Source organism: Flavobacterium sp., from assembly GCF_035299245.1.
In the GTDB taxonomy this organism is placed as follows: domain Bacteria; phylum Bacteroidota; class Bacteroidia; order Flavobacteriales; family Flavobacteriaceae; genus Flavobacterium.
This window is the reverse complement of the sequence record NZ_DATGWY010000004.1, coordinates 1-25,224: the sequence shown is the minus strand read 5'-3', so window position 1 is coordinate 25,224 and position 25,224 is coordinate 1. Positions and strand designations below refer to the sequence as shown.

The following is a 25,224-nucleotide window of genomic DNA, read 5'->3' as shown; positions in this document are numbered from 1 at the left end:
AACTGAGCTAATCTTTAACGTTTAGTACGGATTTTCCGTAACTGCACCTTTTTTCACGATACTACTTTTACCATATCAAATTACTGCAGAATGATTTGAAATTAAAAAGTAACAAATTAATTATTAAAAAATTTAAATTAAGTATTATGAAAAAATTAGTATTCGGCTTAATCGCCATGTTTTTATTTACAAGCCTAAGTTTTGGACAAACCTTCGAACAATCTGTCGCAATTAAACTTGGATCGAGAATTACAACAAAAGAAGGAGGAACTTCTAAAAGTGCCAGAAGCATAACATTATCCAACTTTAACGAGAGCTATAAGCTTTTATCTGTTTATGTGCTTAATGGAGTAGATTTTACAGATGATGGTAAATATAATGATTTAAGAGCTGGTGATGGAATTTATACATCAGTCCAACTTTTACCTAACCCAAGAGGGACTTCATCTGTTGGTAGTTATCTTATTAGTGATGATTTTAAATATATGGAAAATTTAATTTCTTCAACATCAAAAATTAAAATTGGATGTAAAATTAGACATGTAAGAAGTGGATTCTCAATATTGGGAACAAATTGCGCAACTAATTGCTGCGGATGTACTGAATTTTACGATTGCGAAATTTCTATTGAAATTGAGTGGTAATAAACAAAAACAAAGTTTCGCAGAGTTAATTAACTTTGCGAAACTTTATATTTAAAAAGACATGAAAAATTCATTTATTACAAAAAGTTTAAAATTAATATTCATTTTTCTTGTAATAATAGTTAGCACAAGAGAAATTTTGCCATTAATTTTTCAAAAAAATTATAATGAATTTAAGTTTCTATATCAATTAATAGTGAAAGTACTATTGATTTTTTCAACTATTTATTTTATAAAAAAAGAATCTTTTTTTAATTTAAAATATGTTTTTAAAAATAATATTTTAAGTTTTTTGCTGTGTTCTCTCTTTTTGTATTTTTCAATAAAAAACACCCTCTCAAGTATAAAGGAGTTAAATCTCGAAATTTCCAATTTCAAACATTTTACATACTTATTTCAATGTCTAAGCACAGGTTTTTTTGAAGAATGTTTTTTTAGAATTCTTATTTTCGGATATGTATGTATGATATTTAAAGAAAAGCAAACACAGAATTACTATCAACAAGTAATACTAACATCAGCTTTATTTTCAATAGTTCATTTGACAAATATTTTTAATAAAGAAGTTGACCCTTATAGTGTTTTAAACCAAATGATTTTTGCTTTTATATTTGGAGTTCTCCTACAAAGTATATTCTACAGGATAAACAATATTGTCCTAAATTCTGTTATACATGGATTAATCAATTACAACGGAATGGTAAAGAGTAAGTTGTTCAACATAGTTGATACGAGCAGTAATACTAGTGTTCTTGATGATTTTATACAATCATTATTGACAGCAATTATTTTAGGTATATTAATAGTTGCGCCAATTACTTATTTTGCTTTGAAGAACAAAAAGAATAATCTAATAATTGAAGATGTAAATGTAAACAATAGTTGAAGCTTGTTGCTTCTCACTAATTTCGATCATGTTAAAAAATTATCAAAAGATAATGTTATTCAAAATAATTATTCAAAAATTAATTGTACTCTTATTTTTTATTCCAATAACTTCTTTTTGCCAGTCAAAAGTCGTTACCGGAATCGTAAAAGACATCATCACATCACAACCCGTTGAAGGAGTTTCCATTGGTATTCAAAACACCAACGGCGGAACCATTTCCAACGAAGAAGGTAAATTTAGAATTACACTGAATCAAAAAAATAGTGTGCTCAATTTTAGCCATTTGAATTTTAATAAGTATTCCTATTCTGTTCAAACGACAGATGATAACCTTGAAATTCTCCTCGAACCAAAAGCATACACACTTCAAGAGGTTGTCATTAGAAAGCAACCGATTAATGAAACTGTGATGGAAGCGCTTAAGAACTCTAAAAAGCAGCTTGAAAAATCGGTATTATTAAGCACTTATTATCGTGAGTTTGTTCAGGTGAATGGTGTTTATACTAATTTTTCTGATGGTTTGTTAGATTATAATATCAAGCGAAAAAGCGGTGCTTCAGACTTGTATGTCAATCAGAGTAGAGCTTATGAGTTGAAGGATTCTGCTACCGTTGAACGAAAAAAAATGACAGAATCCATCTATTTTTATGATGTAAGAGATGCTATTTCGGATGCGTATAATTTGAAAAAATTAAAATTCATATTAGAAAGTAAAAACTACGAATATGAAATAGAAACCAAAGTCGATGCTCAAGGAAATTCAATTGAATTGGTAACCATTATCCCTAAAAAAGAAGTGGAACTGGGTTTGTATTACGGAACAGTAGTCTACGATGTAAAAACTAAATTAATTTTAGAAATTGACTTAAAAAAGTCACCCGATCATAAACAACATATTCCTGAAGTAAATGCTGTTTTTTTCAGATTTAAAGTCAATGAAGAATCGAGAAAAGCCAGTTTTAAAATCGATGGAGACAATTATATTTTGGTTTACAATCAGAATAAAATAAACATTTACATCAAAATGAAAGATCGATTTGATGATACTTTTGAGTTTTTAAGTGATTTAATTACAACCGATTACAAAGAAGGTGAATTTGATTTTGACCGAAGTAAAAGACATAAAGAGCGCAGTTTGTTTTCGTCTGGGAATAATTTTACAGAAGAATATTGGAAAACCAAAAACATCATACTTCTTAGTGATGAAGAAGAAAAAATTATAAAGTCATTAGATTAGATTTATTTTTCACCTTTACGACCCAAAACGCTCTCAACGACAAACTTACTACTTGTCGTTTTTTTTATTCCTAAAAATTAGATTTTAACTTTTTTTACGGATTTTCCGTAATTCTAAAAGACACCTTAAAAGTAATTTTACAGTGTCAAATCATTACTAACTAAAGATTAAAGAAATGAAAATTATAATAATAATTGCCACCTCACTGATTTTATATTGTTCTTCAGCTATTGGCCAAACAAAACCAACTGGTATTGATATTAGAGGTAGAGACTGCAATGGTGGTTCGGGGATATGTTCAACAGGTATAACAGGTGCTAAAATGTCTAGTATGAAAATTTTTAATATCACAAAACTCACCTCAAAATCGATGGTAATCGAAATCGAAGTTTCCAAATTAACTACTCAAGAACAAAAGTCGTTTTTTGGTAAAGAATACGCTATGATTGCATCAAGTGAAGAACTGTTTTTTATCCAGGAACAAGATTTCATATTTGATATCAATACATTACTTTATTTAGAGCTCGATCCTGCTTATCGTTTGTTAAAAAGAGGAACCTATCCTATTGAGATTGTAAATGATACAGTTTTGGTGGCGGTAACTCTTTCAGCTTACTAAAGCCATTCTTCATAATAAAAAATAAAAAAATTAATCATGAAAAAGCTTAAATACATATCGGTTTTATTGCTCCTTTTTGCAAAGGCTAATGCTTTTTCTGAAATTGAAGAGAAAGATCCTAACAAAATTGTTGATGAACTTGTGGTTGAAATCAATTCCATTTACCATCGATTCGAACTCTTGGTCGATATTAAACAAGAAGAATTGGAACGCGTGGATAAAGCATTATCCATTGCTTACAGTCCGGAACAAAAAATCAATTTACTTGTTGAAAAAGATCAGATTAAATCGGAAATAAAACAATTAATGGCAGAAACCACTGGAGAAATTTCGAAAATTCGATACCTAAAAGGACTGCAAATCATCAAAATTTTATACGAAAAAGTATTAAGTTTAGATCATCATTTTGCCTCAGTTAGAACTCTAAGTGAAATCAATAAAATTTCCAATCCCAATCAATATCCCGAATACGAAAAATTAAAAGAGATTGTTTCGGCCAAAAAAGATAAAAGAACAGGATTGGATTTAACTTCAATTTTGGGAACAAACACAGTAGTTTCTCTAGTGCAGACCTTTACCAATATGATGGGTTCGTCACTGACTAAGGAAGAAAAAGAAAAAGAATTAGCCAACGTCGAATGTATTTTGGATTTTACTTTACGAATGCAAAACGACTTAAATACTATTTATTTTGAAACCGCTTTTTTACAAACAAGTAATGATAAGGTGAAAGAAGAAATAGAACTTCTATTTAAAGATTACACCAAGCCAATTGGTTATATAGCATCATTAGAAAGTTGTAGAAAAAGCGACGATTGGGAAACGGTAAATCAAAAAATGGAAGAATACCTTACCAAAATGAAAGCGGCAACAGGAACTGCTCAGTATAAAATGCAGGTAAATTTAGAATTCCCAATTGATCGATTGCTTCAGTTCATTTCCCAGTATAATAATTTTATTGATCAAGGCGGCAAATTCTATGAAAAATTCAAAATCATACTCAATAGTTATGAAAATGAAAAACAGTGTGAAACCAAATTGCCTTTAGAATATAAAAAACTAAAAACCGACATTGATGTCGCAATTGACAAGTTCAATGTAGCTTACAAACCTGTCGAAATCAACGGCACCAAAATGAAAGAAATATTGTATGGATTAAATGAGTTTGATTAAGCCATTTTATCCCAAAGTAGTTATTAAGTCACAAAAAAATGGGTTAATTTTTTTAAACGGCAGCCGTAAAAAGCTGTCGTTTTTTTTAGTTGTTTCAATACAAACACAGTTTTAACTGTAGTATTTTTGTAAAAACTATTACTTTTGGCTGACTCAAATCCTAATTCCATGAAAAAACTCATTGCTTTTTGTTTCTTACTGTTAACCACAATTTCATTTGGTCAATCCAAAACCATTTCGGGAGTAATCAAAGACAAAGAAACTCAATTACCTGTTGAAAGTGTAACTGTAAGCGTTGAAAATTCAAATATCGGAACCATATCCAACGAAGAAGGAAAATTCAGAATCACTATTCCCAATTCCAACTCTAGAGTTTTTTTAACGCATATTTTTTATAATCCAGTAGTGGTAAATCCAACCAATGACAATCAGGAAATAGAATTGTTTCTTGAAGCCCAAACCTACGAATTACAAGATGTTATTGTCAACAAAGTTCCTGCAAAAACAATGTTGTTGGATGCCGTTAAAATGTCAAAATCAAAACTGCAAAAATCACTGTTACTCAACACGTATTACCGCGAATTCATCAGCGTAGACAATAAGTTTACAACATTTTCGGATGGTTTGGTTGATTATTATGTGAAACGAAAAAGCGGCGCTTCCGATCTTCAAGTAAAACAAAGTCGTGTGTTTGATTTGAAAGATGAAAATGCTTCCGAAAGACAAAAAGCAATACTATCAGTAAACTTGAATGACATTCAAGATGCTATTGAACACGGCTACAATTTTAAAGGATTAAACAGCATTTTGAAAAGCGAAAATTACGACTTCAGTTCCGAAACCAAAAAATTATCCGATGGCAAAATCATAGACATTGTGACTATCGAACCCAAACAAGGAATCGAAGAAGAAATGATTTTTCAAGGTACAGTAACCTTTGATTCCAAAACAAAGCTGATTTTAGATGTCGATTTGGAGTTTTCGCCCGAACACAAAAAATACAATCAAGTACACAGCATTCTCATTGCTAAATTTAAAATCAATGATTATGTGCGTAAATCAACCTACAAGGTAGACGGCGACAAGTACGTACTAGTTTATTATCAATCAAAAGCCGATGTATACCTAAAATTTGGCAATAAAATTAATAATTCCTTCCAAAGTACTTGCGATTTAACAACACTCAATTACAAGGAAGGCGAGTTCAAAATTGAAAAAGACAAAAAATACAAGTCGAGAAGTTTATTCGAAAACGGAAACAAATACACCGAAGAATTCTGGAAAAAATACGATGGTATTTTACTTAGTGAAAAAGAAGAACGATTGTTGAAAACCTTGCAACAATAAGGTTATTCGTGTTTTCCGTACTTGATCTTTCGCAACACACGCATTACTTCTTTAAAGTTGATGTACACTTCTTGGTTTTTAAACTGTTTCAGCAATAATTTAGTTTCAATTAATTTTTGCTTGGCATCTTCAAATCCGTTGAGGTAACAAATCATTAGCGTAGATGGCAAATTAAGCAAGTCTTTTTCTTCTCGCTCGTTCAGTTCCAATCCTTTCTGTAATTTGGATACTAACGATAAATTCGAATTGTAAATGTGAAACATCATTTTCCGATTGTACTGCGGCGGTTCAAACAACATCTCGGTTTCAATTTTGTAATAACCATTGTCAAAAAAAGACAATTTTTGTTGCTCTAACGGATAATAACTCGTTTTGTCGTTCAAGCCCAACGGAACGTATTCAGTAATGGTAAAAGTGTTTTCATCGTAGGTAATCGTCACATCGTCCTGAGCCGAATAAAATAACTTTACTTGCTCATTCACCAACTCAATATCAACACGCGATAGAAAGGTTTTGTCGCGTATTTTTTTCGGAATTCCAGCCCAACAAATCACAAACAATTCCTTAAAAACATGGTATTCTGATGTCATTCCTTTGTGTCGGTGGTTCATAAAATCAATTACACTGTCCAACGTATGTGCGATGCTGTTTCGCGAATTGTTTTCAATACTAATGACCGTTTCAATATTTTGTTTGGAATACGGAATTTTGTCTTCTGTCGGAATTGAATTACTACCGCGACGCACAAAAGTAGTGTTGATCGGAATAGTGTGAATTCCCTTTTTGAAATACGAGGTTTTTGATTTGGGCTTTATCGTTACTAAACCTACTACTTTATCTTTAGGTAAATTGGGAAACGGAACATTTTCATATTGAATTTTCGGTGGATTTTCCAAAAAAGCATTCACCAAATTCTGAATTCGACTGTCGTCAAAAAAATCATCGCCTGTAATTTCATTATCCTGATCTTCCACACCAACAACAATGTACGAATTGTTAGAAGGATTCGAATTGGACAACGCGCAAATGTGTTTCAAAAATTTGGCTTTTCCTTCTTTTGTATGCAAATTCAACTGCCGCTTCTTGTCATAAAAACTGCTCTCATCGTTGTGAGCCAGTAAGTTTTTGATAAGAAGACGTTTGTTAATCATTTTTTAGTGATGAGTGAAAAGTAAAAAGTGATTAGCAGAGTACATTTACTAATCACTTTTCACTATTTACTAAATTTAAGGTACTTCATTCCCCATACTTTCTGTCCAAATAGCAAACCAATCCTGTTGATCCATTTCCAATTCAACGGCTTTCATCAACGACTGAATTCGAGCGATGTTTACCGTTCCCGCAACCGGAATTACATTGGAAGGATGTTTTAAAATCCACGTCAACAAAATCGTATCCGAACCCACTCCGTATTTCTTTACTAATGCAACCAATAATTTTTTCAATCGACGCGTTTGCTCATTGTCTTCTCTAAAAACCGTTCCCAAAGGATTCCAACTCATCGGTCGGATGTCGTGCGCTTGCATATAATCCAAACTTCCATCCAACATCGGTTCGTGTTGTGTTGCCGAAAACTGAATTTGGTTGTAACTTACATCTGTTTTTTGTGCAATCAATTCGGTTTGAGAATTGGTGAAATTCGATAGTCCAAAATCGATTATTTTACGCTCCGATTTCAGTTTTAAAACGGCTTCGGCAATTTCATCGGCTTGCATCAACGGACTTGGGCGGTGCAATAGCAATACATCCAAGTAATCCGTTTGTAAGTTTTTCAACGAATTCTCTACCGATTCAATGATGTATTTTTTTGAATAATCATAGTGTTTGACCTTATTTTCTCTGCCATGAGTGAGTTGAATTCCGCACTTAGAAATCAATTGTAATTTATCTCTCGATATTTTACTTTCAATAAAGGCTTTACCAAATTGTGCTTCGGTAGTATAACCGCCATAGATATCGGCGTGATCAAAAGTGGTAATTTTATTTTCGATACAAATGTTCATCAAATGTACCATTTCGGATGTGGTGAGTTTTTTGTCCCAATCTCCCCAATTCATTGTGCCCGCAATTACAGGCGAAAGTGTTGTTTTTCTCATGTTTCTATTAAAAAGTCTAAAATTACTAAAACAAAATCATAAATCATCCTTAAAAACCGTAATCGAATCTAAGTTTTAACGCATTATTAACATTCCTTTCCTAATAAAATTTTCACTTTTGAAATGTTAAAATTCGAACCCTCATTTATACTGATAAAATAGATTTTATGGAAGAAAATGGTACTGCTTTAGACATTAGAGCAATCAATGAAAAAATAGAGAGAGAAAGTGCTTTTATCGACTTACTCACGATGGAAATGAACAAGGTAATCGTAGGTCAGAAACACATGGTAGAACGCTTGTTGATTGGACTATTAGGACAAGGTCATATTCTTCTGGAAGGTGTTCCAGGTTTGGCAAAAACCTTAGCGATTAACACTCTATCACAAGCGGTTCAAGGAAGTTTCAGCCGTATTCAGTTTACACCCGATTTGTTGCCAGCCGACGTAGTAGGAACGATGATTTACAACATCAAAGCCAACGAGTTTTCCATCAAAAAAGGACCAATTTTTGCTAATTTTATCCTTGCGGATGAGATTAACCGTGCTCCAGCAAAAGTACAATCTGCTTTGCTCGAAGCGATGCAGGAAAAACAAGTAACCATTGGCGATACTACCTTTAAACTCGAAAAACCATTTTTAGTTCTCGCTACGCAAAACCCAATCGAACAAGAAGGAACGTATCCGTTGCCTGAAGCACAAGTCGATCGTTTCATGCTTAAAACCGTCATCGATTATCCTAAAATGGACGAAGAGCGTTTGGTAATCCGCCAAAATTTAAAAGGTGCCAATGAAAAAGTAAACGCAGTGGTTTCGGTTGAACAAATTTTGCGCGCTCAAGAAGCCGTTCGCGAAGTGTACATGGACGAAAAAATCGAGAAATACATCTTAGACATCATTTTCGCTACCCGTAACCCTGAAAAATACAAATTAGAAAGTCTAAAACCACTTATCAGTTTCGGTGCATCACCGCGTGGAAGTATCAACTTGGCTATTGCTGCCAAATGTTACGCGTTCATCAAACGCCGCGGTTATGTAATTCCAGAAGACGTTCGTGCCGTTGTTCACGATGTATTGCGTCACCGTATCGGAGTTACCTACGAAGCCGAAGCCGAAAACACTACTTCGGTTGACATCATCAACAAAATCGTAAACGAAATAGAAGTTCCTTAATTAGCTTCTTGCTGTCAGTTGTCAGTAATCAGCTAAATACTGATGGCTAACGGATGAAAGCTAATAGCTAAAAGCTAAAAAAATGGAAACCAAAGACTTACTCAAAAAAGTTCGTAAAATAGAAATAAAAACTCGAAGATTGAGCGATCACATCTTCTCGGGTGAATACCACACGTCGTTCAAAGGACGTGGTATGACGTTTTCTGAAGTGCGACAATACCAATTTGGCGACGATGTTCGTGCCATCGATTGGAATGTAACTGCGCGCTACAACGAACCCTATGTAAAAGTCTTCGAAGAAGAACGAGAACTCACCATGATGCTAATGGTAGATGTTTCGGGTTCGGAAAGTTTCGGAACCAAAAATCAATTGAAAAGCGAAATTGTAACCGAAATTGCTGCCACCATGGCGTTTTCGGCGACACAAAATAATGACAAAATCGGATTGATATTGTTTTCAGATGATATCGAATTGTACATTCCACCCAAAAAAGGGAAATCGCACGTACTGAGAATCATCCGTGAGTTAATTGAATTTCAACCCAAAAGCAGAAAAACTGATTTGTCGCAAGCTTTGAAATTTCTATCAGCAACACAAAAAAAGAAAGCGATTGTGTTTGTGATTTCTGATTTTATGGTGGAGGATGATTACGAGAAAACATTAAAAATTGCTGGAAAAAAACACGATATAACCGGAGTGAGAGTGTACGACATTCGAGAAGAAAAAATGCCCAACATCGGAATTGTAGAAATGGAAGATGCCGAATCGGGCGAATTAATGACAGTCGATACATCGTCCAAAACCATCCGAATGAACTACGAGAAAAATTATCAAAACAAAGTAAGTTATTTCAAAGATATTTTTTCAAAATGTGGTTCCGGAACCGTAAATACTCGTGTTGACGAAAGTTATGTTACTAAATTATTAGGTTATTTTAAAGCCCGTTGATTGTAACCCTTCAAGGGTTCAAAACCCTTGAAGGGTTGAAACTAAAAAATGAAAATTAAACTTTACATACTATTACTTTTTACAACCTCACTTTTTGCACAAAAAGTCACTACTTCTATTGATTCTACTCAGAAGAAAATCGGAGCTGAATTCAAATTGACACTTAAAACAGAAGTCGACCAATCAGCAAAAGTTGTTTTCCCAAACCCACAATACATTGGCAATTTAGAAGTTATACAATCTTACAAAATTGATACAGTAAAAAAAGGTAGTCGCCAAGAATTAATCAAAAAATACGGCTTGACTCAATTCGACTCCGGAAAATACTTTATCTCGCGTTTGCCCATTATGATCAATGGAAAACCCGTTTTTTCAGACAGTTTGAACGTTGAGGTGAAAGATGTTGTAGTGGATACTTTGAAACAAAAAATGTACGACATCAAAGACATCGCTCCCGAAAAAGCACAGAGCAATTGGTGGATGTATGTTGTAGGTTTGTTGCTCTTGGGATTGTTTGTTTTCGGATTGTACCGTTTCCTCATAAATCGCCCTAAAAAAGAAAAGAAAGTAGTGGTTGAGTACAAAACACCCATCGAAAAAGCTACTTCGTTATTGCAACAATTAGAGCAAAAAGAATTGTGGCAAAAGGGTGAAGTCAAATCGTATTATTCCGAATTGACCGATATTGCTCGTAATTATATTGAAGAGGAAATTCACATCCCAGCCATGGAAAGCACCACTTCAGAGCTTATCGAAGCTTTGAAAAGAGCAGCCAAACAAAAGAAATTGAAATTGTCAAACGAAACAGTTGTCAACCTCGAAAAAGTACTAAAACAAGCCGATTTAGTAAAATTTGCCAAATCAAAGCCACTTGATTTTGAAATTGAAGAAGACAAAAAACGCATCGCTAATTCAATCATTACCATTCATAAATCGATTCCAGTTGTGGTTGAAAAAACCAATGAGCTCGAACTTTGGAATGAACAACAAAAAGAAAAAGCACGTTTGGAACAGTTGCGCAAACAAAAAACCAAAAAAATCGCCTTAATCACTGCATCAATAGTAGGTTTGATTGTTTTTGTTTTCGGATTTTTGGTGATTACCAAAGGATTTGAATGGACAAAAGATAGAATTTTAGGCAATGAAACCCGCGAATTAGCTGAAGGTGAATGGATTTTAAGCGAATACGGAAATCCAGGAATTAAACTCGAAACTCCTCAGGTTTTGCAACGTTTGGACATCAAAAAATCACGTCTTTTCAAGGAAATGCAACAATTCAGCTACGGAAAATTAAACGACGATTTTTACATTGGATTGGGAACATTCAAATTCAAATCAACTACCGAAATCGATTTGGACAAAGCCGTTGACGAAGCGATTACACAATTAGAAAAAGAAGGCGCATCGACCATTTTTGTCAAATCGGAAGATTACGATACACAAAACGGAGTTACAGGTAAAAAAGCGTACGGAACTCTAACTGTAAAAGAAGATGGTGATTCTAAGAAAATGTATTACGAAATATTGTTTTTTAAGCAAAATGAAGGCTTGCAAAAGGTCATGATTGCATTCAAAGACGGCGATAAATACGGAAAAGAAATGATCGAACGCATTTTCAATTCGGTCGAACTCAAAACAACACAATAATGAAAGACATCACTTTTTTAAATCCGGAGTTTTTCTTTCTGTTTCTGTTGTTGCCGTTGCTCATCGGTTGGCAGTATTGGAAACGAAAACAACAGTATGCTACATTAAAAATAAGTTCGGTCAAAGGTTTTAAAGGTGCTAATTCACTCATAGCCAAACTCAAACCGTATTTGTTTGTATTGAGATTGATCACCTTAAGTTCGTTGATAATTGCGCTAGCTCGACCACGCACAGTTGATATTAGCAATGAAACTAAATCAACTAAAGGAATTGATATCGTAATGTCTATTGATGTTTCAAGCAGTATGTTGGCCAAAGATTTACAACCGAATCGATTAGAAGCACTCAAAAAAGTAGCCAAGTCTTTTGTTGAAAATCGCCCAAATGACCGAATTGGAATCGTGGTTTATGCTGCCGAAGCTTACACTAAAACTCCAGTTACTAGTGATAAAGCCATTGTTTTAGATGCGATAGAAAGCATCAAATACGATAACGTCATCAATGATGGAACTGGAATCGGAATGGGGTTGACAACCGCAGTAAATCGATTGAAAGAAAGTAAAGCCAAAAGCAAAGTAATCTTGCTTTTAACAGATGGTGTAAATAATTCCGGATTTATCGAACCCGAAACGGCTTCTGAAATTGCAAGAGAATACGGAATAAAAGTCTACACAATTGCACTCGGAACCAATGGTAAAGCGCTGTTTCCGTACGCAATTTCACCTGCTGGAGAAATGTTATTCCGAATGATGCCTGTTGAAATAGATGAAAAATTACTGAAAACCATTGCAAAAAATACAGGAGGAAAGTATTTTCGTGCCACAAATAATGATAAATTAAAATCAATTTACGAATCCATTGATAAATTGGAAAAATCGGAAATCAAAGAGTTAAAGTTCTATGATTACGACGAAAAATACCGTCCATTTGTATGGATAGCCGGAATTTTATTGCTGTTGGAAATTGTATTGCGGAAAACCATTTTTAGAAGTTTTATATAGCCATGTTTGAATTAGAAGAAAAAGGATATTTCTATTTGTTACTCATCATCCCAATACTGTTGGGATTGTTTGGCTATGTTCAAATCTGGAAAAAGAAAAAACAAGCAGAATTTGGCGATTTAGAATTGATCAAAAAATTAAGCCCAGAAAAATCCGTTTTCAAACCGATTTTAAAATTTGGAGTGCTTTTGTTGGCCATTTTCTTTATTATTTTAGGATTGGTTAACCCAAAAATCGGCACCAAAGTTGAAAAAGTAAAACGTGAAGGAATTGAAATCGTTTTTGCCGTAGACGTTTCCAAAAGTATGTTGGCTGAAGATGTAACTCCGAATCGATTGGAAAAAAGCAAGCAATTAGTATCGCAAATCATCAACAAATTAGCCAGCGATCGCATCGGAATTATTGCGTATTCAGGAAGTGCATTCCCAGTTTTACCGATTACAACCGATTACAGTGTGGCAAAAATGTTCTTGCAAAGCATGAATACAACCACAATTTCATCTCAAGGAACATCCATTGATCAAGCCATTGATCTTTCTACACAATATTTTAATGCGAAAGATAAAACCCGAAAATTATTAGTGATTATTTCAGATGGCGAAGATCATTCCAACGAAGCTACTGATGCAGCTGAAGACGCTAAAGAGTTAGGAATTAAAATCATCACAATTGGAGTTGGAACTGAAAATGGAGGAAAAATTCCGATCAAAATCAACGGAATTGTTGAAGAATATCAAAAAGACAAAGACGGAGAAATTGTTATTACCAAACGAAATCCAGAAGTACTAACTGCAATTGCAAAAGCGACAAATGGTAACTACATCGACGGGAACAATACTAAAAATGTGGTTGATTTTATCACCGAACGATTAAAAAATATTGAAAAAACCGAATTTGAAGGCATGCAAATGGCGAACTTCCAGTCGCAATTCCAATGGTTTTTGGGAATTGGATTTTTCTTGTTATTATTGGATGTTTTCTTGTTGGAGCGAAAAACAGCTTGGGTGAAAAAAATGGACTTATTTAACGAAAAGGAATAATGAAAAAGGCACTTTTATACGGTTTTCTGATGCTTTCTTTTTTGGTAAATGCCCAAAAAAAGGAGAAAGATGATAATTTGCCTAAAGGGAACGAAGCTTTTGCTGAAAAAAAATTCAATGAAGCCGAAGCCAATTATCGTGTTTCGGAAGCCAAATTTGATAAAAAAGCAAAATCATCCTATAATTTAGGAAATGCTATTTATAAACAAAAGCAAGCTGCTGAAGCCAAATACCATTATGCTAAAGCTGTATCAAAAGCAAAAACACGTCCCGAACGTCATCAGGCTTATCATAATTTGGGAAATTGCCTGATGTTGGAAAAAGACTACCAAGGTGCAGTTGAAGCCTATAAAAATGCATTGCGCAACAATCCAAACGATGAAAAAACACGTTATAACTATGCTTTGGCAAAGAAAATGCTAAAGGACAATCCGCCAAAAGACAAAGGCGATAAAAACAAAGACAAAGAAGACAAGAAGAAAAATCAGGATAAAGACCAAAACAAAGACAAAGATAAAGACAAAGAAAAACAAGATCCGAAAAAAGGTGATGGGAAACAGGAAAACAAACCAAACGAAACACCTCAAAAACAACCCACGGGAATCAACAAACAAACCTTAGAAAGTATGTTGGATGCCGTGAATAATGAAGAGAAAAAAGTTCAAGATAAAGTCAATTTACAAAAGGTAAAAGGCAAACCAAAACCAACCGAAAAAGATTGGTAATTGAATAAGAAAATGAAAAGAATACTGATTTTTATAGTATTGATGTGTAACTCTCTGTTAGCTCAAGTTCAATTTGAAGCTAAGTTGAGCAAATCATCATTGGGAATCAATGAGCGTTTGCGCGTTGATTTTACTATGAATATTGATGGGGATAATTTTACTCCGCCTAATTTTGAACTATCGGGTTTCCGAATTGTCGGTGGTCCTAGCCAAATGGTAAGTCAATCGTGGGTAAACGGAAGAGGAACCTTCAATAAATCCTATTCCTATGTGTTGATGCCTTTGAAAAAAGGAAATTTGGTACTCAAACAAGCAACTATTGAATACAACGGACAAATCTATAAAACAGCTCCAGTCAAGGTAAATGTGGGTGAAGCTGTCGACGAACAATACGATCCGTACAGCAATCCAAGACGACAAAATCAACGAGCGGTTACTGCTGTAGGAAAAGAAGGCGTTCATTTGGTAGCCGAAATTTCCAACCCTAATCCGTACCTAAATGAGCCCATTACGATTCAATACAAAATTTACGTCAACTCTCGTACTTCTGTTGCAGGTTGGAGAGAATCGGCCAAACCCAAGTACGAGAATTTCTGGAGCCAATCCGAAAGTATTGACGCAGACGATTTAAAAGTCATCAACACAACATTTAAAGGCGAAAGTTACCGTATGGCGGTGTTGAGAAGAACCGTTTTATATCCGCAAAAAGCAGGAAATTTAGTCATCGAACCACTTACTTTAGATGTTGAGGTTGAAGTTCCAACAGGAAGAGTCGATTTGTTTGGTGAAGCCGAAAAAGTAATTCAAAACAAACGCGTTTCTGCTGGTAGCAAAGTCATCAATGTCAAAGCACTTCCAGAAGCGGGAAAACCAGCCGATTTTACTGGAGCAGTTGGGAAATTTGAATTGATTGTTCTGCCATCAGCAACTACTTCTCAAAACGGAGAATCAATCGATTTGGTGGTGAGCGTTTCAGGTAAAGGAAACCTAAAATTATTCGATTTACCCAAACCCGAAACTCCGCCAGCTTTAGAATTGTACGAACCCGAACATGTCGAAAATGTTACGACGACTATTGCCGGTATGACAGGAAGTATTTCCGATAAATACACCGTAGTACCACAATCCAAAGGAAATTACAGCATCAAACCGATTCGGTTTAGTTACTTCGATTTGGAGTCAAAAAGCTATAAAACGTTGTCTTCTCAGAACATTGAAATCAAAGTGTTGAATGATCCAAGCGCAACAATAGCCAGTAAAAATTCTTCTAAAGCATCCGGAAAACAAGCAGTAGAAGTGTCAAAATCGTTTGCTTATATTAAACAGAAAACGAATTTAAAACCAGTTGAATCTGACGGATTTTTAGGCTCAGGATTATTCTATAGCTTGTTGTTTTTACCGTTGATAGCAATTCCGCTATTAGTTTTTGTCAGAAAAAGAAAAGAAGCTCAAGAAGCTGATGTTGCTGGAAATAAACTCAAAAGAACGAGTGCTTTGGCTAAGAAATATTTATCCGAAGCCAAATTGCATCTCAACAACAAAGAACAGTTTTACATTGCACTCGAAAAAGCGATGCACAATTTCTTAAAAGCCAAATTAAACATCGAAACTTCTGAAATGAGTAAGGAACGAATCACCGAAATTTTGCTTTCACGAAAAGCCAATTCTGAAACCGTTTCTCAGTTTATAGTGTTGACCGAAAATTGTGAATTTGCCCGATACGCACCATCAACCAGCGATACGATTCAAAACGATTACGATCAAGCAGTGAATATTATTTCGGATTTAGAGAAACAAATTTCTTAACCACAAAGAGCACAAAGAAGGCGCTAAGCACACTATTTTTATGATTAATGAAGAAGAAATATCAAAAATCGTTTTTGAAAGTGCCTTAAAAGTTCATAAAACTCTTGGGCCAGGTTTATTGGAAAGCGCTTATGAAGAATGTCTGTTTTATGAACTAAAGAAAACAAACTTAAAAGTTGAAAAGCAAAAACCACTTCCCTTGATATATGAAGAGGTAAAATTAGACATAGGGTACAGAATAGATATTATTGTTGAGGATAAATTCATAATTGAAGTAAAATCGGTGGAGATTTTAAATGATGTACATCTAGCTCAGCTACTTACTTATTTGAGGTTAACAGAATGTAAACTTGGATTATTGATAAATTTTAATGTTAAACTTTTAAAAAACGGAGTTCGAAGAGTGATAAATGGTTCTTTGTGAGCCTTGTGCATTCTTAGAGTTCTTTGTGGTTAAAAACATGAAGAAGATTTTATATTTACTAATTCTAACAACTCAAGTTTCATTTGCTCAAAAAGCATTCGAACAAGGCAATCAATTCTACCAAAAAGAAAAATACCAAGAAGCCATTAAAAGCTACGAAAGTGTTTTGGCTTCAGGTAAACAATCGGCAGAAGTGTATTTCAACCTTGGAAACAGCTATTATAAATTACACAAAGTAGCGCCAGCCATTTACAATTTCGAGAAAGCACTTCAACTCAATCCTAGCGATGCAGACATACAAACCAATTTGGATTTTGCACGAAAAATGGCCATCGATGACATCAAAGAAGTACCCAAAGTAGGTTTTAATAAATTACTTCAAGACCTCACTTCTAGTTATCACTTTGATACTTGGGCGTGGATTGCGGTTATTTTGTCTTTTATCTTTTTAGGATCTTTTGCAGGATATTATTATTCGCCAACGGCATTCAAAAAACGCATTTATTTCACTGCAATGTTTTTGGTTTTACTCGGAATTATAACCAGTATTTCTTCTGGAATGTACGAGAAGAATCGTCTTTCAAGCGAAAAACCAGCTATTATTTTTGCCGAAAAAGTAGAGGTAAAAAGCGAACCCAAACCCAACAGTCCAAATTCATTTATTTTGCACGAAGGAACCAAAGTTAACATCCTAGAAAGCATCGCCAACTGGAAAAAAATTCAACTCGCCGATGAAACTACGGGTTGGATTGAGAGTGAAAGTTTGAAGGAGTTGAATTAGATTTCAGATTTCAGAAATAAAATAAAGTTACTAAAAACTCTTCGCCTTTGTGTCTTTGAGAGAGAAATTAGTTTTCAGAAAATACAAAGTGTAGAAAAATCAGCAACAATCCATCACATCTGTTTCCTCCGCGTTCCAAAAAAACATGAGCAAAGCGAATGATTATTTCGACTTGTTGTCCTCTTCATCAACACTACTCTTCAAATCGCTAAACCATTCTGTCAGAACGGGCAACAACACTTCAGAAGTCTTCAAAATGGGAGTGTAAAATAGTGATTTTTCTTGAGTTTCCTTACTGATTAAGGCATTGTCAACATTTACTTTTTGAAACAAACTCAGCACAATTCCCAACAACAAAACCGTTTTTAAAACCGCAAAAACAGCGCCGCCCAATTTGTTCAACCAACCCAAAAATACCCAACTTGCAATTTTGGAAAAGACTTTGGCCAACGAATGAATAGCAATCACAACGGCAATTAAAGTAATCACAAAAGCAGCAACTTTAGCTGTTTTACTATCGCCAATGAATCCGCCGACGATGTATGAAAATTTTACCGCAATATAAATCCCAATAAAAAAAGAAACCAACGAAGCAATCTCAACAAAAAGTCCGTTTCTAATTCCTCTGAAAGCCGCAAAACCTAAAATAACCGCAAAAACAATGTCGATGAAATCCATAAAGTGAGAATAAAGTTCAAAGATAACAGAAAAGAATATAGAATAGAGAACAAAGATAAAAGACAGTAAATGTGGTATATTTGCAAATCCATCTAGATAAAGTATGAAAGAGTCTATGCTCTTTTTTCTTTGCTCTATTTTCTAAAAAAGAAACAATGTCACGAGATATACAACTCAAAAACCGCTGGGATAAAGTAGTCGAAATCCTTTCCAATCAATTTGCCGATGGAGAGCAACTCGATTTAGACGCCATCATTTACTTAATCGGTGTACAAGAACTCGGAAAGTTCAAACGCGTTTTTTCCAAAGACGAAAAAGTCAACCTTATGCACATCGCAATTTGCCGTTTACTCGAACCGTATGGCTATTACGAATTTGATTATTTCGACAAAGAAGGTTGGCCACATTACAAAGTCAAAGAAGAATTACCGCCATTAAAAGCCGGCGAACAAACCATTTTAATGAAAGACGCCATCGTCAATTATTTCGTTGAGAAAGAAGTTATTGATTAAGTGAATAGTAATTAGTAAATAGTGATTAGCCTTTTAATAATGTTGTACTAATCACTATTTACTTTTCACTAATCACTAAAAATCACTAAATTTGCACCTTTACTAAAAGACCATGATAGACAAGATTAAAGAACACATCGAAGAAGCTAAAGCATTCAACACCAAAAACAAAGAAGCTTTAGAGCAATTTCGTATCAAATATTTAGGAAGTAAAGGCTTGTTGAAAGAATTGTTCACCGAGTTCAAAAACATACCCAACGAACAGAAAAAAGATTTCGGACAAGTAATCAATACGCTCAAAGCCGTTGCCGAAGAAAAAGTAAAAGCCATTCAAGACGAACTCGAAAGCAAAGAGCAAGTTTCGAGCATTTATGGCGATTTGTCGCGTCCAGGTGAACCTTTGGAAATCGGTTCGCGTCACCCAATTTCATTAGTAAAAAACCAAATCATCGATATTTTCTCAACCATCGGATTCAATGTTTCTGAAGGTCCAGAAATTGAAGACGATTGGCACAATTTTACCGCATTGAACTTGCCCGAATACCATCCGGCGCGCGACATGCAAGACACGTTTTTCATCCAAACCAATCCCGATATTTTGTTGCGTACTCACACGTCTTCCGTACAAGTACGCTATATGGAAAACAACAAACCGCCTATTCGAACCATTTCACCCGGAAGAGTATTCCGTAACGAAGCGGTTTCGTCGCGATCGCACTGTATTTTCCACCAAGTAGAAGGGTTGTACATTGACAAAGAAGTTTCGTTTGCGGATTTACAACAAACACTGTTGTATTTCACCAAAGAAATGTTCGGAAAGTCAAAAATCCGTTTGAGACCAAGTTATTTCCCGTTTACTGAACCAAGTGCAGAGGTGGATATTTATTGGGGTTTAAAAACCGAAACCGATTACCGCATCACTAAAGGTACGGGTTGGTTGGAAATTATGGGTTGCGGAATGGTAGATCCTAACGTACTTAAAAATTGTGGCATCAACCCCGATGAATACACTGGTTTTGCTTTCGGAATGGGAATCGAACGCATCGCAATGTTGTTGTACCAAATTGGCGACATCCGTATGTTCTACGAAAACGACGTTCGCTTTTTAGAGCAATTCAAATCAAGTATATAAGTATCCTAACAGGTTTCCATATCCTAACAGGTTTCCATATCCTAACAGGTTTCTAAAACCTGTTAGGTATAAAAGAAAAAAAGAAGTTTTTTTTAAATTTGAAGCACCAATTCATCGTTTTATCAACGTCTTGTCCCGCTTTCCGTTGCAATCTTTTTTGTTTTGTGCTTCGACAAGCTCAGCATGACAAAACAAAGAAGGATTTCCACTTCAATCGGGGCTAGAATAGTAACCTAACGTTCCAAATTCAACATTCGTTAATCAACATTCCAAATTCAACTTTTGGGTTTCGAATTACGAACAACGAACTTGGAATAACGAATTTTGAAGTAACAAAAGCATGAAAAAAGACATCACCATCCCAAAAGTAGAAAACGTTTTCCTCGCCGCCGTTCAAGAATGGAGCGACGACTTCATGGAAAAAGTATGGTACATCTATTTAGTCAACGATTCCGACTTCGATTTAGACAGTGTAATGGTCGTTTCCAAAGCCTTTGGAACCATTGATGGTGAGATGAAAAAAACCTCACTGTTGCGTCACGCATTTGTAAAAATTCCTTCAGTTTCGGTAGTAAAAGTCGAAATGGTCGAGAAAAGCGTCTTGGCTTTGAATAACGAATTCATGGTGACGTACTTCATCGGGAATACACTGTACGACAAAAAATTCACGTTCCGTAAAAACACCATCAACGAACGCGCCACCGAAGAAGTGCCGATTTTGTTTGTTAATGGGGTGATTGTTCGTTAACAACCCTCGAAGGGTTCTAAACCCTTCGAGGGTTTATCGTTACGATTTGTTTTTTTGCATTTGTTTCCAATTGAAATAGCCCAACCCAAAAATTCCCACGGCTATATAAATAACTGCTCTTAGGTAAAAATTATACGAAGTAATTTGTTCCATAAAAGGCTTTTCTTGGAGTTCAAATAAGGTCATAAAAACCACCATAAAAAGTCCCCAAATTCCACCCATTTTGATTTGGTATTTCCAACGTTCGCTCATAATGCGCTATTTTTTGTTTTTAAATTCTGCCTTCTGCTTCGTAATTTTTCTCGCAAAAGCGCAAAGGCGCAAAGTTTTTATAAAATAATAGTAGATATACTTTACTTATTAATCCTGCCTTCTGCGTTCTGCCTTCTCAAATCTAATCCAACTTCTCAGTCAATTTTTTAAACACCGCTTTTGCTTCTTTCCCTTCGTACAAAATCTCGTATACTGCGTCAATAATAGGCGTTTTGGCTTTGTATTCTTGATTGAGTTTGTAAGCACTTTTTACGGCATAATAACCTTCGGCCACCATACTCATTTCCATCATGGCACTTTTTACGGTGTAGCCTTTTCCAATCATGTTTCCAAACATCCTGTTGCGCGAAAAAACCGAGTAACCCGTCACTAATAAATCGCCCAAATAAGCCGAATTGTTGATGTTCCGCTTCATTCGGTGTACTTTTTTGATGAATTTTTTCATCTCGCGAATGGCATTACTCATGATCACCGATTGGAAGTTGTCGCCGTAACCCAAACCGTGCGCAATACCGGCTGCAATGGCATAAATATTTTTTAACATCGCCGCATATTCGGTTCCGATGATGTCGTCGGAGATTTTGGTTTTAATGTAATTTCCAGCCAACACTTTGGCTACCACACGTGCTTTTTTCGAATCACCACAGGCAATCGTTAAATACGAAAGACGTTCCAACGCTACTTCTTCGGCGTGACACGGACCGGTGATTACGCCTATGTTTTCAAAAGGAATATCGTATTTTTTGTTGAAATGTTCGCCCACAATCAAAAAGGTTTCGGGAACGATTCCTTTGATGGCAGAGAAAATCACTTTGTCTTGCAAACTCACAGTCAGTTTTTCCAATTCAGCACTTAAAAACGCCGACGGAATCGCAAAAATGATGTAATCAGCATAAGCAACGGCTTCATTGATATCAGAAGTCAAGCGCAGTTTTTTGGTATCAAATTCAACCGAACTCAAGTAATTTGGGTTGTGTTTTTGCGAATGAATATGATCGATGGCCGATTGGTTGCGCATGTACCACGCAATTTCGTTTAGGTTTACGCAAAGCATTTTGGCAATTGCTGTTGCCCAACTTCCACCACCGATTACGGCAAACTTTGGAATTTCAGTCATTAGTGTAGGGTTTGAAAAATCAAAAATACTCAATTTTAATCGGATTGGCAAACCGAAGCACTTTGCCCTAGCCCAGATAGAAGCGAAAATAGTGTGAAGGAAAAACCTATTTTTTGTTGTGCTAAAAAAGCGACCTAAGAAGCTCTTTTTAGCGCTTACAAAAAAAGGGTTTTGCAAACAATTTTGAAGCAAATAGCTGGAACTGCTAAAAAAAATTAACTTAAAATTATGAAAGTCAATATACTATATAAAAAATAGTGACGTTATTGAATTGAGTTAGTACATTAATAAATAAAAGTTTAGTTAAATTTTTGTTTCGGGTTGAAAAAAGGCGTTCAGGAAGAAATTCTTGAACGCCTTTTGACTTTTGCGTACATTTGAAAAAAACTTCTGAAATGGTGCAGAGAAAAATGAGCTTGAACAATCCATTAGCATTCTTATTGTTGTTGAGTGTTTTTCACACGTATGCTCAATTACCCGAAATTAGCTATACGACGCCCAATCAATATTATATTGGGCAAACCATCACTCCGTTACAGCCCGAAAATTCAGGTGGAACTGTCACCAATGATGTTGTAGTTTCTACTTTTGCTGGTTCAGGAGCACAAGGATTTGTTAACGGAAATGGCGCAGCGGCCAATTTTCGGTTTCCGACGTATGTAGCTTTGGATGGTTTTGGAAATGTACTTGTAGTGGATCGAAGTAATCATGTGATTCGGAAAATAGATTCCAATGCTGATGTAACTACTTTTGCCGGAACGGGTGCCATTGGGATGGAAAATGGTAATGTGGCTACGGCGACTTTTAGGTTTCCAGATGCGGCGGTAACCGATTCAGACGGGAATATTTTTATTACGGATCAAAGCAATCATAGTATTCGTAAAATCACACCTGAAGGAATTGTTTCTACGTTTGCCGGAACGGGAAGCATTGGTTCAAATGATGGCGATGGAGCAACGGCGACTTTTTATTATCCAGCTGGAATTGCAGTTGATAATGATAATAATTTATACATTGCCGATTTTGGAAACCACAAAGTGCGCAAAATTACGCCCGATGGAATAGTCTCAACTTTAGCTGGAACTGGAGTTGCAGGTGCGCAAGAAGGTTCGGCTTTGTCTGCTACTTTTAACGGTTTGACTGGTGTTGCGATGGATAGTCAGAACAATCTTTTTGTGGCGGATTATTACAATAATAAAATCAGAAAAATAGATGCTTTAGGCAATGTAACCACTTTTGCCGGAACAGGTGTTCCAGGTTCGAATGATGGCGCATCAACGGAAGCCACTTTTAATTATCCTGCGTCAATCAGTATTGACAGCCACGATAATTTGTTTCTGACGGATGAAAACAACAATAAAATTCGAAAAATTACTTCAGATGGAACTACGACAACGTATGCCGGAAGTGGAACAGTGGGCTCGGATGAAGGTTTGGCGTTAACGGCTTCGTTCAATCATCCAACCGGATTGGTAGTTGATGGAACGGTGGTGTATGTTTCGGATTATCAGAATCATAAAATCCGCAGAATTGATCGTTATGGTTATACTATTTCACCTGATTTGCCCAATGGTTTAGTATTGAATGAAGCAACCGGAATCATTTCGGGAACGCCAACGACTAGTTTACCATCAACCGATTTTGTGGTTACGGCTACCAATAGTTTTGGTTCGGATTCGTTTGTGATTACAATAGCAGTTGATACTTTGGGCGAAGATGAATTTACTTCAAATACGATTTCAATTGCTCCCAATCCAGCACACGATAGAATTACTATAAACGCAAACCAATCCATTACTTCTGTCAGTATATTCAACACTTTAGGACAGAGAATAATGGATTGGCAAGAAGTTTCAAGTTCAACTATTGATGTTGCTGAATTACCAAGTGGCGTTTATTTTGTAACGATTCGCCTAGAAGATTCGGAACAACGAGTGACTCTTGTAAAAAATTAGTAACTCATTTCTACGATTTCGCGGACTTTCTCGAGCGTTACATTTTGTTTTTCGCCCAAGGCTTTCCAACCGCGTTCATCAAAACGATTCACGATAAAATTGGCCGTATCTTGGTAATTTTCGGTGTTTTCAGACAGTTTGGTTTTCATTCCCATGGTATGGAAGAATTCCACTGTTTTTTCAATGGCTTGGTTGGCTTTTTCATCGATGGAATTTCCGGTTACATTCCACACACGCTCGCCGTATTGTGCTAATTTTTCTTTTTTAGTTTCGAATAAGGCGCGGTACAAATTCGGACCAATAATCGCCAATGTTCGCGCGTGATCAATTTCGTACAAAGCCGTTAATTCGTGACCAATCATGTGGGTTGCCCAATCAGAAGGAACGCCTTTTTGAATCAAGCCGTTCAATGCCATCGTAGCACACCACATAAAGTTGGATGCCAATTTATAATCAGTTGGATTTTGAGACACAGCTGGACCAATTTCAATCAGTGTTTGTAGAATGCTTTCGGCAAAACGATCTTGCAACAAGGCGTCGTGAGGATACGTTAAATACTGTTCCATCACGTGTGTAAACGCATCGACTATACCATTTTGAATTTGACGTTGCGGTAACGAAGCAATCACCGTTGGATCACAAATGGAAAACTTCGGAAATAATGCACTTCCGCCTAAAACTAGTTTTTCTTGAGTCGCTTCAATGGTAACTACTGCGCCCGAGTTCATTTCGCTTCCGGTTGCTGGTAATGTAAGAACGGTTCCAAACGGAATGACTTTAGACAAATCGGTAAAAAGTACACGGTTTTTCAGGATTTCAATCGGGTTTCCGTCGTAGTGTACTGCGCCAGAAATGAATTTTACACCGTCAATAACGCTTCCGCCGCCAACGGCTAATATGAAAGTCAGATTTTGTTCGCGAATGATTTCAACCGCTTTCATCAAGGTTTCAAAACGTGGATTGGGTTCGATACCACCAAATTCGACAATTTCAAAACCAGCCAAAGCCGATTTTACTTGGTCGTACACACCGTTTTTAAAAATGCTTCCGCCACCATACGCTAGTAAAATTTTAGCGCCTTGCGGAATAAGAGTGGCTAATTTTTCGGTTTGACCTTTCCCGAAAATATAGTTGGTTGGATTGTAGAGTTCGAAGTTGTTCATGATTTATGTTGTAAGTTGTAAGTTGTAAGTTGTAAGTTGTAAGTTGTAAGTTGTAAGTTGTAAGTTGTAAGTTGTAAGTTGTAAGTTGTAAGTTGT

General features: G+C 35.6%; 25 protein-coding genes. 19 read left to right on the top strand and 6 right to left on the bottom strand.

Annotated elements, in window-relative coordinates; genetic code table 11:
* Window positions 1-146 precede the first annotated feature (146 nt).
* From VK161_RS01795 to VK161_RS01770, 6 genes are all read left to right on the top strand, one after another.
* Window positions 147-644, top strand: a complete 498-nt coding sequence (locus VK161_RS01795; RefSeq protein ID WP_324213037.1) for a hypothetical protein — start codon at window positions 147-149, stop codon at window positions 642-644.
* Window positions 645-705: 61 nt separating this feature from the next.
* Window positions 706-1,530 carry a CPBP family intramembrane glutamic endopeptidase gene (locus VK161_RS01790; RefSeq protein ID WP_324213036.1) on the top strand — a complete coding sequence of 275 codons (825 nt, stop codon included), beginning with the start codon at window positions 706-708 and terminating at the stop codon, window positions 1,528-1,530.
* A 52-nt stretch (window positions 1,531-1,582) separates the two neighbouring features.
* A complete protein-coding gene (locus VK161_RS01785) occupies window positions 1,583-2,770 on the top strand; it encodes a carboxypeptidase-like regulatory domain-containing protein (protein WP_324213035.1) in 1,188 nt (395 codons plus the stop codon).
* Between the two features lie 331 nt (window positions 2,771-3,101).
* Window positions 3,102-3,389, top strand: coding sequence for a hypothetical protein (locus tag VK161_RS01780; RefSeq protein ID WP_324213034.1), 288 nt, complete (start codon window positions 3,102-3,104; stop codon window positions 3,387-3,389).
* A 36-nt stretch (window positions 3,390-3,425) separates the two neighbouring features.
* Window positions 3,426-4,562, top strand: a complete 1,137-nt coding sequence (locus VK161_RS01775; protein WP_324213033.1) for a hypothetical protein — start codon at window positions 3,426-3,428, stop codon at window positions 4,560-4,562.
* Window positions 4,563-4,730: 168 nt separating this feature from the next.
* Window positions 4,731-5,909: a carboxypeptidase-like regulatory domain-containing protein gene (locus VK161_RS01770; protein WP_324213032.1), complete on the top strand. Its 1,179-nt coding sequence runs from the start codon at window positions 4,731-4,733 to the stop codon at window positions 5,907-5,909.
* A gap of 2 nt (window positions 5,910-5,911) precedes the next feature.
* On the opposite strand, the gene VK161_RS01765 is transcribed toward VK161_RS01770, so the two are convergent.
* The gene (locus VK161_RS01765; RefSeq protein ID WP_324213031.1) at window positions 5,912-7,060 is read right to left on the bottom strand and encodes an ATP-binding protein; all 1,149 of its coding nucleotides are present in this window, start codon (window positions 7,058-7,060) and stop codon (window positions 5,912-5,914) included.
* A 75-nt stretch (window positions 7,061-7,135) separates the two neighbouring features.
* On the bottom strand, window positions 7,136-8,005 hold the full coding sequence (locus VK161_RS01760) for an aldo/keto reductase (protein ID WP_324213030.1): 870 nt from the start codon (window positions 8,003-8,005) through the stop codon (window positions 7,136-7,138).
* Between the two features lie 167 nt (window positions 8,006-8,172).
* On the opposite strand from VK161_RS01760, the gene VK161_RS01755 reads away from it, so the two are divergent.
* The 9 genes from VK161_RS01755 (at window position 8,173) to VK161_RS01715 (ending at window position 17,550) form a co-directional block, all read left to right on the top strand.
* Window positions 8,173-9,177: a MoxR family ATPase gene (locus VK161_RS01755; protein WP_324213029.1), complete on the top strand. Its 1,005-nt coding sequence runs from the start codon at window positions 8,173-8,175 to the stop codon at window positions 9,175-9,177.
* Between the two features lie 82 nt (window positions 9,178-9,259).
* Window positions 9,260-10,126, top strand: a complete 867-nt coding sequence (locus VK161_RS01750; RefSeq protein WP_324213028.1) for a DUF58 domain-containing protein — start codon at window positions 9,260-9,262, stop codon at window positions 10,124-10,126.
* Window positions 10,127-10,174: 48 nt separating this feature from the next.
* The gene (locus VK161_RS01745; RefSeq protein ID WP_324213027.1) at window positions 10,175-11,773 is read left to right on the top strand and encodes a hypothetical protein; all 1,599 of its coding nucleotides are present in this window, start codon (window positions 10,175-10,177) and stop codon (window positions 11,771-11,773) included.
* Complete coding sequence (locus tag VK161_RS01740) at window positions 11,773-12,774, top strand: VWA domain-containing protein (RefSeq protein WP_324213026.1); 1,002 nt, start codon at window positions 11,773-11,775, stop codon at window positions 12,772-12,774. Before VK161_RS01745 ends, VK161_RS01740 begins: the two co-directional genes overlap by 1 nt.
* Window positions 12,775-12,776: 2 nt before the next feature.
* The gene (locus tag VK161_RS01735) at window positions 12,777-13,814 is read left to right on the top strand and encodes a VWA domain-containing protein (protein ID WP_324213025.1); all 1,038 of its coding nucleotides are present in this window, start codon (window positions 12,777-12,779) and stop codon (window positions 13,812-13,814) included.
* Window positions 13,814-14,539 carry a tetratricopeptide repeat protein gene (locus tag VK161_RS01730; protein WP_324213024.1) on the top strand — a complete coding sequence of 242 codons (726 nt, stop codon included), beginning with the start codon at window positions 13,814-13,816 and terminating at the stop codon, window positions 14,537-14,539. Before VK161_RS01735 ends, VK161_RS01730 begins: the two co-directional genes overlap by 1 nt.
* A 12-nt stretch (window positions 14,540-14,551) precedes the next feature.
* Complete coding sequence (locus tag VK161_RS01725; protein ID WP_324213023.1) at window positions 14,552-16,345, top strand: BatD family protein; 1,794 nt, start codon at window positions 14,552-14,554, stop codon at window positions 16,343-16,345.
* 43 nt (window positions 16,346-16,388) lie between these two features.
* On the top strand, window positions 16,389-16,769 hold the full coding sequence (locus tag VK161_RS01720; RefSeq protein WP_324213424.1) for a GxxExxY protein: 381 nt from the start codon (window positions 16,389-16,391) through the stop codon (window positions 16,767-16,769).
* Between the two features lie 37 nt (window positions 16,770-16,806).
* Window positions 16,807-17,550 (top strand): tetratricopeptide repeat protein, encoded by a 744-nt coding sequence (locus VK161_RS01715; RefSeq protein WP_324213022.1) that lies wholly within the window; start codon window positions 16,807-16,809, stop codon window positions 17,548-17,550.
* A 162-nt stretch (window positions 17,551-17,712) separates the two neighbouring features.
* Here VK161_RS01715 and VK161_RS01710 read toward each other — a convergent pair whose 3' ends face one another.
* Window positions 17,713-18,228 (bottom strand): CvpA family protein, encoded by a 516-nt coding sequence (locus VK161_RS01710; protein ID WP_324213021.1) that lies wholly within the window; start codon window positions 18,226-18,228, stop codon window positions 17,713-17,715.
* A gap of 155 nt (window positions 18,229-18,383) precedes the next feature.
* Here VK161_RS01710 and VK161_RS01705 point away from each other — a divergent pair, with 155 nt between their 5' ends.
* The 3 genes from VK161_RS01705 to VK161_RS01695 all read left to right on the top strand — a co-directional run bounded on the left by VK161_RS01705 (window position 18,384) and on the right by VK161_RS01695 (window position 20,620).
* A complete protein-coding gene (locus VK161_RS01705; protein ID WP_324213020.1) occupies window positions 18,384-18,740 on the top strand; it encodes a hypothetical protein in 357 nt (118 codons plus the stop codon).
* A 112-nt stretch (window positions 18,741-18,852) separates the two neighbouring features.
* Window positions 18,853-19,872, top strand: coding sequence for a phenylalanine--tRNA ligase subunit alpha (pheS, locus tag VK161_RS01700; protein WP_324213019.1), 1,020 nt, complete (start codon window positions 18,853-18,855; stop codon window positions 19,870-19,872).
* A gap of 340 nt (window positions 19,873-20,212) precedes the next feature.
* The gene (locus tag VK161_RS01695; protein WP_324213018.1) at window positions 20,213-20,620 is read left to right on the top strand and encodes a hypothetical protein; all 408 of its coding nucleotides are present in this window, start codon (window positions 20,213-20,215) and stop codon (window positions 20,618-20,620) included.
* Window positions 20,621-20,659: 39 nt separating this feature from the next.
* Here the strand turns inward: VK161_RS01695 and VK161_RS01690 are convergent, their stop codons facing one another.
* Together VK161_RS01690 and VK161_RS01685 are read right to left on the bottom strand one after the other, a co-directional pair.
* Entirely contained in the window at window positions 20,660-20,872 is a 213-nt protein-coding gene (locus VK161_RS01690; RefSeq protein WP_324213017.1) for a hypothetical protein, read from the bottom strand.
* Between the two features lie 142 nt (window positions 20,873-21,014).
* Window positions 21,015-22,010, bottom strand: a complete 996-nt coding sequence (locus tag VK161_RS01685) for an NAD(P)H-dependent glycerol-3-phosphate dehydrogenase (RefSeq protein WP_324213016.1) — start codon at window positions 22,008-22,010, stop codon at window positions 21,015-21,017.
* Between the two features lie 395 nt (window positions 22,011-22,405).
* Here VK161_RS01685 and VK161_RS01680 point away from each other — a divergent pair, with 395 nt between their 5' ends.
* Complete coding sequence (locus VK161_RS01680) at window positions 22,406-23,965, top strand: T9SS type A sorting domain-containing protein (protein WP_324213015.1); 1,560 nt, start codon at window positions 22,406-22,408, stop codon at window positions 23,963-23,965.
* Here the strand turns inward: VK161_RS01680 and VK161_RS01675 are convergent.
* Window positions 23,962-25,128: an iron-containing alcohol dehydrogenase gene (locus VK161_RS01675; RefSeq protein WP_324213014.1), complete on the bottom strand. Its 1,167-nt coding sequence runs from the start codon at window positions 25,126-25,128 to the stop codon at window positions 23,962-23,964. The two genes, VK161_RS01680 and VK161_RS01675, sit on opposite strands and share 4 nt — an antisense overlap.
* Between the last annotated feature and the right edge of the window lie 96 nt (window positions 25,129-25,224).